The following is an 11,785-nucleotide window of genomic DNA, read 5'->3' on the forward strand; positions in this document are numbered from 1 at the left end:
GTTACACCTTACGTCTTACTGACGATACATTAGGTAGGTGGTTAAGTTTTGCCAGCACCCGGCTGAGCTCATTAAAATCGGAAATTTCGATCTGCAGAGTCATATCCACGGTATTTTTGTTTTTGTTGGACAGCGTTTGCATGGCGCTAACATTAATTTTTTCTCGATCCAGCAAGGTGGTAATGTCGCGCAACAGACCATGACGATCAAATGCTTCCAGCGCGATAGTAACAGAGTAGGATTGGGTTGGTTCATCAGCCCAGCCGACTGTAATAATGCGTTCCGGCTCAATGGCCTGACGCTGCATTAAATTAATGCAGTCCAACCGGTGAATAGAAACACCGCGACCCAAGGTTATATAACCGGCAATACGGTCACCAGGAATAGGCTTACAGCACTGGGCGATATGGGAAAGTAAATTACCTACCCCATCGATATAAACATCTGCACCACCCGTTTCATTTGTGGCGCGGCCTACCAGTGATGCAACTGGATGCTCTTGTTTATCGATATTCAATAAGCGCTGGGCGGCATTAATAACCCTCTCAACACCAATATCCGCTGTTCCTACAGCGGCATAGAGATCATCGAGAGTTTTCAAGTTCAACTTGAGCGCCAGCGCCTGATAATCGAGGTTCTCTACCGCCAAACGTTTAAATTCGTGGTCCAGCAATGCGCGACCATCGGCGATATTTTGATCGCGATCCTGTAATTTAAACCAATGCTGTAACTTACTACGCGCACGAGACGTGGTGATATATCCCAGGCTTGAATTCAGCCAGTCTCGACTCGGCCTCTCTCTTTTACCGGTAAGAATTTCAACCTGATCGGCAGTGTGCAGGGCATGATTTAATGGAACAATTCGCCCATTAACCTTGGCTCCACGGCAACAGATACCAACATCCGAGTGAATCCTGAAGGCAAAATCGACCGGCGTTGCATGCGCAGGTAAATCCACCACGTGACCTTCCGGTGTAAACACATATATGCGATCTTGCTCAATAATTTTAGGCAGGCAGTCATCTAGGGGGTTACCACCAATCTCTTCATGCCACTCCAATACCTGCCGCAACCACTCAATTTTTTTGTCGTAGCTATCAGCAGCATCATCTTTATCTGTATCCTTGTAGCGCCAATGTGCGCATACGCCATACTCTGCTTCATCGTGCATGGATCCCGTGCGAATCTGCACTTCCAGCACTTGATTATCCGGCCCTTTAACTGCCGTATGCAAAGACCGATAGCCATTTTCTTTGGGGTTAGCAATATAGTCGTCAAATTCTCGAGGGATATTCCGCCAAAGCGCATGCACCAAACCTAGTACCGTATAACATTCACGCTCATTGCTAACCAAAATTCTAACGGCACGAATATCATAAACTTCAGAAAAGCCAATTTTCTTGCGGTGCATTTTCCGCCAGATGCTGTAGATATGTTTTGCGCGGCCATAGATTTCCGCTTTTATGCCTTCCTCACCCAAAGCCCCATGTAAGATATCAAGAACGTTATCGATATAGGCCTGTCGGTCAATACGTCGCTCATCAAGTAATTTGGCGATGTATTTATAGTCGAACGGTTGTAGGTAGCGAAAAGCAAGATCTTCGAGTTCCCACTTGATGTGACCAATACCCAAGCGGTGGGCAAGAGGGGCATAGACTTCCGAAACTTCTCTGGCAACCTTTTGCCGACGCTCAACGGGTGCGCTCTTTACCGCTCGAATGGCACAAGTGCGCTCCGCCAGCTTAATTAAAGCCACACGTACATCGTCAACCATTGCCACGAGCATTTTTCTAACATTTTCCGACTGCTCGTCAGATTCCTGCCCGAAAACAGATTCGTTGGTATGAGTAGACAATCCGCTAATAGCGGCCATTTGTTGAACGCCTTCAATCAGGCGGGCGACACTGCCTCCGAAAGAGGAGGCAACAATCGTGCTATCTAGCTTTTTCTCACGTACGCTGCGATAAAGAATGGCGGAAATTAGAGTTTCTTCATCCAATTGCAACTCAGCCAGTATTTCCGCCATTTCGAGCCCGGCATTCAGCGTCGAGTAACCTTCACCCCAGTCGTGATTGTTCTCCCCTTCCAGAGCAACAACCTGTTGCGCTAGCTGGCAAGCCTGAAAAAGGCTTTCCTGAGTAGATTCGGGCACATGAGCAAGTTCTTGGATGCGCTTGACCCAGGCAACAATGTCAATAGCACCTTCGTGATCAATCGGGTGGTCTTGTCTGACTTTTACCATGGCTAAACAACTAAATAATTAGTGATTAAAAACTCCGGAAGAGAGGTAGCGATCGCCTCTATCGCAGATAATCGCGACAATTACCGCATTTTCCACCGCACGGCTGATATCCAGTGCTGCTGCAACAGCGCCTCCGGACGATACACCGCAAAAAATACCTTCACGCCTTGCCAGCTCGCGCATAGTATCCTCTGCGCGCTGTTGGGACATATTGACCACCTGGTCGATATTGGCGTCATTGAAAATTCCCGGCAGATACTCTTTCGGCCAGCGACGAATACCCGGAATAGCGGCACCATCTTCAGGCTGTAACCCGACCACCTGAATAGCTGGGTTCCGCTCTTTCAAGTAGCGTGAAACCCCCATAATGGTGCCTGTTGTCCCCATAGAACTAACGAAGTGACTGACACTGCCCCCAGTCTGATTCCATATTTCCGGCCCAGTTCCTTCGTAATGCGCCTGTGGATTATCAAGGTTGGCAAACTGATCCAGCACCACACCCTGCCCATCATTCTCCATATTTTGAGCAAGATCGCGAGCGCCCTCCATACCCTGCTCTCGGGTAACCTCTATCAATTGGGCTCCATAGGCTTTCATTGCGGCTTTACGTTCTTGGGTAGCATTCTCAGGCATAATCAAGACCATCTTATAGCCTTTTATAGCCGCCGCCATTGCCAGTGCAATACCCGTATTGCCACTGGTCGCTTCTATCAGGGTATCGCCGCACGCTATATCGCCTCTCGCTTCTGCGCGACTGATCATCGACAGCGCCGGGCGATCTTTCACCGATCCAGCTGGATTGCTTCCCTCCAGCTTTACCAGAACAGTATTACGTTCGCTTCCGGCTATCCGCTGCAGACGAACCAAGGGAGTATGGCCGATACACGACTCGATTGTTGGAAACTCCATGATGCCTGAGCCTATAAATGTAAGTAAATTGCCGAATACGCAGTTCGTGCCTTCTATACTCGCTGCACAGCAGCAATGTAAATTCGACCACCCCCTTCTTTTGGGAGCGCAATTCTAACAGTTCTACTTCCTAAATTTCCTCTTTTTGCCTATCCTAAGAGACCTTTAAACGAGCCATCTTAACAATAAGAACGACGCTTCCATATTAGGGTTCATCCCGGCAAAGGCTTCAAATGTCTAAAAACCAAACGATCAAGCGCAGACTCTACCAACTTTTTCTTATCCCCTGCGTTCTATCACTGCTCATCCTATCGGTGGGCTACTACTTCCTTCACGATCAATTTATTGCTGATCAGAAGCTAGAGCGGGAAACCTTTATCCTCTCGCTTTTCAATGATTTTTCGGGAAAGCGAGAGGTCGACGCCGCACTTCTTGATCAGGTGGCTATGGCGCTATTGGCGATGGAAGGCTTTCGCACGCTCGCGGTTGTGGATAATAACTTTCACCCCCTTTGGCTACGAGGCTTGCCCATAAGCCCAGCTGGCGACGCTGTCGTTAGCGTAATTTCCCACGCAAAGGAAAATAATAGCAGCTATTGTAAAGGCCATATTTGTTACACCCTGATTCAAACAAAAATAACATTATCTGAAAACCAAAAGGATGCCTACAGCCCCCACGCAATTTTAGTTGTCACCGATGAACTGAATTATTCCATTGTCAGCTACCAGGCTGCTCTTATCATCGTGATAATCTTCGGCCTATGTTTATTGGTGGCGATTGTATATCTACACAAATTTCAGCAGATGTTTTTGGACCCTCTGGAAAAAATTCATGCGGGAATACATGAATTCATCAGCGGTCGCTACGAACGTTATATCCCCACAAAAAACAGTAGCGTTTATAGTGGTTTGACAAACGATATCAACAGCTTGGCAAAACTTCAAAAAGCTGCACAGGAGAATTTGCAGCAAAATATCGATCAGTCAACCGCAGAGCTTCGTGAAACACTGGAAACCGTAGAAATTCAAAATATTGAATTGGATATAGCCCGTAAAAGTGCTCTTCAATCCAGCCGAGTTAAATCTGAATTTTTAGCCAACACCAGTCATGAAATCCGCACACCGCTAAACGGCATTATCGGGTTTTCAGAGTTACTTAAAAAAACTGAGTTAAATACTCTACAAAAAGAATACCTGGAAACTATCGATGAATCAGCAAAAGGATTGCTGACAATTATTAATGATATTCTCGATTTCTCACGCCTGGAAATTGGCAAGCTAACACTGGAATACAAACCCGTACGCCTACGACAGGTTATCGAAGAATCATTGCGTTTACAGGCACCGTCAGCCCAAGAAAAGAACTTACGTCTGCTAACGATTATTGATCACGATATCCCTGAACATTTACTAGGCGACCCACTGCGCCTGAAGCAAGTACTCACGAATCTATTATCCAACGCTATTAAATTTACCAACTCCGGTTATATTCTGGTTAATGTATCCAAAGATGACCGCGCCGATAACCAGATTACACTTCAGTTTCGCATTACCGATAGTGGTATTGGTCTAAACCAGGCGCAACAAGAAGAGCTGTTCGATGCTTTCACCCAGCTAGATTCCAGTGAAAGTCGCGCTCACGGAGGAACGGGGTTGGGCTTAGCCATTGCCAAGGGACTGGTAGACCGCATGAATGGCCAGATTGGTGTGGAAAGCGAACCCGGTAGAGGCGCTACATTTTGGTTTACTTCCATCCTGGGGAAAAACCCGAATGCAGCCAATACCAATGGTTATCTAACAGGAACACTTCGCAATATACGAGTCCTGGTTTATGACAATGCCTCCATGAGCCGTACCGAAATCACTCACTACCTACGCGGCTGGGGAGCAGAAGTTACTGAGATCAACCGGTTTGACGAAATTGAGGCGCACACAGAGGAGGCATGTAGAAATGGTCAAATACACCTCGCCATTATCGATGCCCAAATTGACGATAAGACTTTCGATAAATCCAAGCTGCGCGAGATCATTGATAGGCTTAATCAAGACTACTCCATTCCCGTAGTTGTGCCTGCGTCTGCCTCCATACAACGCTTGATTGAACCGGCTATTACCAACACCCACAGCACCATTATTCAGCGTCCAATCCTGTGCAACCGTCTACATCAGAGCGTGTGCGAGCAACTCGGGATTATTATTGCTGATACCGCACATGACATCCCCATAAACGACAGTAAAATACCAGAGGAGCATAACGAGATCCATATTCTCGCGGTCGATGACAACCCCGCAAACCTGCGCCTTGTAACCGAACTGTTAAAAGATATTGACGATGTCCATGTTGTCGCTATCGACAACGGCGCGGACGCACTCAGAGCCAATGAAAACAACCATTTTGACCTTATTTTAATGGATATCCAAATGCCGGGAATGGATGGTCTCGAAGCAACACGAGAGCTGCGAAAACGCGAAAACCCCGACCACCGTACGCCTGTAGTGGCGCTCACCGCTCACGCAGTAAACGAACAAAAATCCAAGCTTTTACTTGCGGGAATGGACGATTACCTCACCAAACCAGTAAGCGAAAATGAACTGCGTCATATTATAGATCGCTGGGTATCAAGAAATCCCCACAAGCGGGTCGCCAGAAATAAAGATGTGGCAACCGCTACGGTACCTGGATCACCGCACACTGATGTTGCCCCTCAGGAGCGCGAAGCATTGGTTAGCATTCGACAATCCCTGGAGCTGGCTAAAAACAAGCCCGACCTCGCCAGAGATATGTTAAACATGCTATTAGATTCACTCCCTTCAGCTCGTGCAGATATCAATACCTATTTGTCGGAAGGCAACCATAAGGAATTACAGGAAGTCATTCACAAGCTCCATGGCGGATGCTGTTATTGCGGCGTACCGCGGCTAAAAAAATATAGCTCCGATCTGGATGTAAAACTGCAAACAGCCCTGCAAAACGATGAGCAACCGCCGCTGCTGGAAGAAAAAATTTCTCAACTTATCGGTGTCATTGATCAAATGCTGAAGTGGCATAAGTCAGTCGACGTAGATGCGCTATTCGAAGCTGATACACATTAGTCCGCAGCTTCTTTAGCAAAGAGCCATGGAGGCCTATTTAAAAAGCTCACGGCTCAGCAAGGGCTTATCGCCCAATAAAAAGCCAAGAGCTTGACGACATATTTTTTTTGCCGCTAAGCGCACGGCCTTATTCTGCCAGTCCTGCTGGACGATTCCGTTCAACAGTTCGCCACTAAACTGCTGCCGGGAAGAATACGGTAGGGAGTGATTAAAACCAGACTCTGGCTCAAAAAAATATAAGTTCTCAGGACTCGGCCTTATATCTTCACCTAGCGTATCCTGCAAAAAATTAATACCATAACCCAATTCCTGCAAAAACTTAAACTCAAACTCTCGCAGTAGAATATCTTCTTCACCGCGGGCCACTTCAGACAAGTACTGCAGGCAAACCTGATAGGCCGTAAATAATTGTGGGTGAGGGTCATCGGCAACTAACAACCTCTGAATTAATTCATTCAAATACAGCCCACAGTAAAGCGGAACACCAGACACCAGCCAAGACGCTCGTTCCATCTCCACTTGAGAGAGGGTCTTAAGTTCACTTTTACCGTGAAAATTAACAATTAGAGGAGTAAATGACTGGGGCTTTGCAGAACCTAAATATTTTTTCCCTCCAACGCGAAAAGCAGTGCCAATTCGACCATAGCTTTGGGTAAACAGCTCAACTAGTATCCGGCTATCCGTATAATCACGCGTATGTAAGACGAAAGCGGGTTCATTTTCAGCATTTAACATTTCCGGGTGCTTCTGAGCCTATTCATCAAAGCCCAGGCTGCGCAGGGCCCGCTCGTCATCCGACCAACCCCGCTTCACTTTCACCCATAGGTTCAACATAATTTTACTGTCGAACAGTTTTTCCATATCCAGGCGCGCTTGTTGACCAATTTGCTTAATACGCTCCCCCTTGTCGCCAATCAGCATTTTTTTCTGCCCACTGCGTTCTACCAGAATGGCGGCACTGATGGTTATCAAGCGTCCTTCTTCAACAAACTCTTCGATTTCAACTGCTGTCTGATAGGGTACTTCATCGCCCAATTGCCGCGTTATTTTTTCCCTGACAATTTCTGAGGCAAGAAAGCGGGAGCTTTTATCGGTAATTTGATCTTCGGAGAAAAAATGCTCCCCTTCAGGTAAGAAAGCGGTAACCAGTGCTTCCAACTTATCGAGATTTTGGTTTTTCAAAGCTGAAATGGGTACCAACTCTGCGTTTGGCAACGCTTCCGATAAGCGCTGTAAATGGGGTAATAAATCCGCCTTATCATTAATCTGGTCGACCTTATTTATCGCAATAATCACCGGGCAACTCACATTGGCCACCTGCTGCTGAACCCAGACATCCTCTTCGGTCCACTGCACTTTATCCACAACAAAAACCACCACATCAACGTCCTTTAGTGCCGACGAAGCCGTTTTATTCATATATTTGTTAATCGCTTTATCCTGCCCTTTGTGAATACCTGGTGTGTCCACAAACAGCATTTGCACTCTGCCAACAGTTTTAATACCCAACACATTGTTGCGAGTCGTCTGTGGCTTGCGAGAGGTAATACTTATTTTTTGCTCTAGAAGATGATTGAGCAGCGTGGATTTCCCCACATTTGGACGGCCGACAATGGCAATATAGCCAGATTTGGAAGAAGACATATATTTTCCTGTGGAATAACTCTAGGGCGTCTTAAGCAATGCCCAGGGTCTGTAGCATTTGCTCAGCAGCCATTTGTTCGGCATTGCGCTTGCTGCCAGCTATGGCTGTAGTGGGCGCATAGCCACGTCCAATATCGCAACTAACTTCAAACTCTGGAGAGTGTGATTGGCCGAAACAACGAAGCACTTCGTATTTAGGAAGTGGCTTTTTTCGCTCCTGCATAAATTCCTGCAGGCGGGTTTTAGAATCCTTTGCAGAAACATCGGGGGAAACACTTCGTAGTCGGCTGTCATACCAACGCAGCACCGTTTGCGCGCAAATATCCATCCCAGACTCTAGATAAATCGCTCCCAATATCGCTTCTACCGTATCCGCTAAAATCGACGCCCTGCGATAGCCACCGCTTTTTAGCTCCCCTTCACCCAGTTGCAGGTATTCACCAAGATTAAATTCTTTGGCTATATCGGCGAGCGTGTCCCCTTTCACCAGATTAGCGCGCAAGCGTGTTAAATGCCCTTCTCTAACCTCAGGGAATTTTTGAAATAGCGCTTCGGCAATGATAAAGTTCAGCAACGAGTCACCGAGAAATTCCAGACGCTCGTTGTTGTGGCTCCCCACGCTACGATGTGACAGCGCTTTAAGCAGTAACGAATCATCCTTAAATTGATAACCCAGTGCGGAGCTTAGGCGCTCACTATTCAGTTTCGATAAGGTACTCACAACACTCTTCCGGGTTAGATGTATCCAACTGACTTTTAAAGGTTAAAACAACATCTATGTTACTGAACATATGAATACGCTTTTCATAGATATTATTAATCAATAATTTGTCTTTTTTACGAATTATCTTAAAACTCTTACCCTCTTCACCACGAACGTTGTTGATCATCATAAAACTATCCAACTTGCGGTATATAGTTCGCTTTTCCATATCCCCAAGATTGACTTCCTGTTCCGCAAGTGATTTTAATGCCCCGTCAATCGTAAATTTATCCAGATAATGTGGCCCTAAACGGAATAAGCAAAGCAGGAAAAAACCTGCAACGGTAATTACAAGCAACCAGCCAATCGAGCCAATTCCCGCTTGAGCGTGTATAAGTTTCATATCTTCAACCCGAAAAACGGTCATAAAAAGTTACGGCAATCAAAGAGAACCTGCCCGGGAAAAACTTGGCAGACTAAAAAATTTGTCCCAGTGCATCCAAATGGCAAAAGCCTTGCCTACAATACGATCTTCCGGCACGAAACCCCAATCGCGACCATCAGAGCTATTGTCCCGGTTATCACCCATCATCAAATAGTGACCTTCGGGAACATCCCAACTACCATCGACACCTAAGCGACCGGGTATAGTGCATTTTCGCATCTTGTGCGATTCGCCATCCAAGTCCTCGTCAACCAGCATATAGCTGCCGCCACGGGCGATACACATATCCATTTCTTTGATTTTCTCTATACCCACCAAGGCCTGCTTTGCCTCAGCACCATTAACGTATAGCACGTTATTGGTGTAACGAATCTTATCTCCGGGTAAACCGATAACTCGTTTAATAAAATAACGGGACTCGTGAGGAGGAAAAAACACCATTACATCTCCACGCTCGGGCTCACCAACCGGAATAATTTTAGTGCGAAATACAGGCATGCGAATGCCATAGGAAAATTTATTTACCGCAATAAAGTCCCCTACTTCCAGGGTGGGTACCATGGATTCAGACGGGATTTGAAAGGGCTCTATAATAAAAGAGCGCAGCGCGAAAACCAGAAACAGTATGGGGAAAAACGATTTTGAGTATTCTACCAGAGCCGGTTCCGATGCTACAGCCATGTAGGCATCCATATACTTTTTATCGCTGGGCTTATCGCCTTCACTTAAACCCGGAAACTGGGAATCTACATTGGCAACGGCCTGCTTGCGCGGCCCGCGCAAAAACGTAATGTCGTATAACCAAACAGCGCCCGTACCCGCGACGGCCGCCATCAAGATAAGAGGTAAATTAATATCCATAACACTCCTGCTGAGTTAACTGTCTACTTTCAACACTGCCAGAAAGGCTTCCTGAGGTATCTCTACCCTGCCCACCTGTTTCATACGTTTTTTACCCGCTTTTTGCTTTTCCAACAGCTTTTTCTTACGACTGATATCACCACCGTAACATTTTGCCGTTACGTTTTTACGCAGGGCTTTTACGGTTGTCCGGGCAACGACCTGGCCACCGATAGCGGCCTGAATCGCAACATCGAACATTTGCCGCGGAATCAGCTCTTTCATTTTATCTGCTAGGGCGCGGCCTTTGTAGTGAGCGTTATCTCGATAAACAATCAAGGCCAGAGCATCGACCTTTTCTGAATTGATCAGCACATCTAATCGCACCAGCCTGGAGACTTCAAAACGTACAAAGTTGTAATCTAATGACGCAAATCCACGGCTCACCGATTTTAACCTGTCGAAAAAGTCCATAACCACTTCGTTCATGGGCAATTCATAGCTCAGCGCCACTTGCCCCCCCACATATTGCAGGTTTTTCTGCACGCCACGTTTTTCTACGCACAGTGTAATCACTGAACCGAGATACTCCGAAGGCACCAAAATATTGGCTTCGCATAACGGCTCTCGCATTTCTTCGATAAGTCCAATATCTGGTAACTTCGAAGGATTATCCACATAAACCGTTTCGCCATCTGAGGTCACAACCTCATAAATTACGGTAGGTGCGGTGGTAATAAGATCAAGATCGTATTCTCGCTCCAGGCGTTCCTGAATAATTTCCATATGCAGCATGCCCAGAAAACCGCAGCGGAAACCAAAACCCAGGGCATCGGAACTTTCAGGCTCATAGAACAAAGAGGCATCGTTAAGGGTTAACTTTGCCAAAGCATCACGAAACGCTTCATAATCATCTGAACTGACTGGGAACAGACCGGCATACACCTGAGGCTTTACTTTCTTAAAGCCGGGTAAGGCCGCAACGTCTATCGTATTGGAATGAGTAATCGTATCCCCCACTGGGGCCCCGAGGATTTCCTTAATTCCCGCTACAACAAAACCCACTTCACCAGCCCTCAGAATGCCCGTCTCTGTGCGTTTTGGTGTAAATACACCTAACATATCGACTACATGAGCTTTACCAATGGACTTGGCGACAATTTTTTGTTTGGTTTTGATTGTGCCCTGAGTCACTTTTACCAGAGACACTACACCGAGATAGTTATCGAACCAGGAATCGATAATCAGCGCTTGTAGAGGTGCCTCCACGTCGCCAACCGGCGCTGGCACCCCCTTAACAATCGATTCCAATACATCTTCAATACCCAGCCCTGACTTCGCGCTGCAGCGCACCGCTTCGGTCGCATCGATACCGATAATATCTTCAATTTCCTGAGCTACTCGATCGGGCTCGACCTGCGGCAAATCCATCTTATTGAGTACTGGAATAACTTCCAGGCCTTGCTCGATTGCGGTATAGCAATTCGCGACAGACTGAGCCTCCACGCCCTGCGCAGCATCCACCACCAGTAACGCGCCTTCACAGGCCGCTAAAGAACGCGATACTTCGTAGGAAAAATCCACGTGCCCTGGCGTATCGATAAAGTTCAGTTGGTAGGTTTTACCATCCCTAGCATTGTAATCGAGGGTGACGCTTTGAGCCTTAATGGTAATACCGCGTTCGCGCTCCAAATCCATAGAATCTAGCACTTGAGCTTCCATTTCGCGAGCGGACAACCCTCCGCAATGCTGTATGAAACGATCAGCAAGGGTGGATTTACCATGGTCAATATGGGCGATAATGGAAAAATTTCGGATATGACTGAGATCTGTCACTAGGGCTTGCTACTCATTAAAAATTGGTCTGATCCGGCGGTTTTATCCGGCGGAAATTCGGTGGCGCAAGTCTA

The 11,785-nt window shown here is 46.7% G+C and carries 9 protein-coding genes; 1 reads left to right on the forward strand and 8 read right to left on the reverse strand.

Annotated elements, in window-relative coordinates:
• Position 1 precedes the first annotated feature (1 nt).
• Together relA and cysM are read right to left on the reverse strand one after the other, a co-directional pair.
• Complete coding sequence (relA, locus tag H5715_RS09405; RefSeq protein WP_075185578.1) at positions 2–2,242, reverse strand: GTP diphosphokinase; 2,241 nt, start codon at positions 2,240–2,242, stop codon at positions 2–4.
• A gap of 18 nt (positions 2,243–2,260) precedes the next feature.
• On the reverse strand, positions 2,261–3,151 hold the full coding sequence (cysM, locus tag H5715_RS09410; protein ID WP_075185579.1) for a cysteine synthase CysM: 891 nt from the start codon (positions 3,149–3,151) through the stop codon (positions 2,261–2,263).
• Between the two features lie 233 nt (positions 3,152–3,384).
• Between cysM and H5715_RS09415 the strand changes: the two genes are divergently transcribed.
• A complete protein-coding gene (locus H5715_RS09415; RefSeq protein ID WP_083608016.1) occupies positions 3,385–6,243 on the forward strand; it encodes a response regulator in 2,859 nt (952 codons plus the stop codon).
• Between the two features lie 33 nt (positions 6,244–6,276).
• On the opposite strand, the gene recO is transcribed toward H5715_RS09415, so the two are convergent.
• From recO to lepA, 6 genes are read right to left on the reverse strand one after another with little or no spacing between them, the layout of a single operon-like run.
• Positions 6,277–6,978, reverse strand: a complete 702-nt coding sequence (gene recO, locus H5715_RS09420) for a DNA repair protein RecO (RefSeq protein ID WP_075185580.1) — start codon at positions 6,976–6,978, stop codon at positions 6,277–6,279.
• An 18-nt stretch (positions 6,979–6,996) separates the two neighbouring features.
• On the reverse strand, positions 6,997–7,887 hold the full coding sequence (era, locus tag H5715_RS09425) for a GTPase Era (RefSeq protein WP_075185581.1): 891 nt from the start codon (positions 7,885–7,887) through the stop codon (positions 6,997–6,999).
• Between the two features lie 31 nt (positions 7,888–7,918).
• Positions 7,919–8,608, reverse strand: a complete 690-nt coding sequence (gene rnc / locus H5715_RS09430; RefSeq protein WP_075185582.1) for a ribonuclease III — start codon at positions 8,606–8,608, stop codon at positions 7,919–7,921.
• Entirely contained in the window at positions 8,583–8,993 is a 411-nt protein-coding gene (locus H5715_RS09435) for a DUF4845 domain-containing protein (protein ID WP_075185742.1), read from the reverse strand. The genes rnc and H5715_RS09435 overlap by 26 nt, the downstream gene beginning before the upstream one ends.
• Before the next feature lie 39 nt (positions 8,994–9,032).
• Positions 9,033–9,896 (reverse strand): signal peptidase I, encoded by an 864-nt coding sequence (lepB, locus tag H5715_RS09440; protein ID WP_075185583.1) that lies wholly within the window; start codon positions 9,894–9,896, stop codon positions 9,033–9,035.
• A 15-nt stretch (positions 9,897–9,911) separates the two neighbouring features.
• Positions 9,912–11,711: a translation elongation factor 4 gene (gene lepA, locus H5715_RS09445; RefSeq protein ID WP_075185584.1), complete on the reverse strand. Its 1,800-nt coding sequence runs from the start codon at positions 11,709–11,711 to the stop codon at positions 9,912–9,914.
• Between the last annotated feature and the right edge of the window lie 74 nt (positions 11,712–11,785).

It is taken from the genome of Teredinibacter haidensis, from assembly GCF_014211975.1.
GTDB lineage: Bacteria > Pseudomonadota > Gammaproteobacteria > Pseudomonadales > Cellvibrionaceae > Teredinibacter > Teredinibacter haidensis.

Coding starts and splice junctions, on each gene's coding strand:
- relA (WP_075185578.1), bottom strand. CDS start 2,242: ATGGTAAAAGTCAGACAAGACCACCCGATTGATCACGAAGGTGCTATT.
- cysM (WP_075185579.1), bottom strand. CDS start 3,151: ATGGAGTTTCCAACAATCGAGTCGTGTATCGGCCATACTCCCTTGGTT.
- H5715_RS09415 (WP_083608016.1), top strand. CDS start 3,385: ATGTCTAAAAACCAAACGATCAAGCGCAGACTCTACCAACTTTTTCTT.
- recO (WP_075185580.1), bottom strand. CDS start 6,978: ATGTTAAATGCTGAAAATGAACCCGCTTTCGTCTTACATACGCGTGAT.
- era (WP_075185581.1), bottom strand. CDS start 7,887: ATGTCTTCTTCCAAATCTGGCTATATTGCCATTGTCGGCCGTCCAAAT.
- H5715_RS09435 (WP_075185742.1), bottom strand. CDS start 8,993: ATGAAACTTATACACGCTCAAGCGGGAATTGGCTCGATTGGCTGGTTG.
- lepB (WP_075185583.1), bottom strand. CDS start 9,896: ATGGATATTAATTTACCTCTTATCTTGATGGCGGCCGTCGCGGGTACG.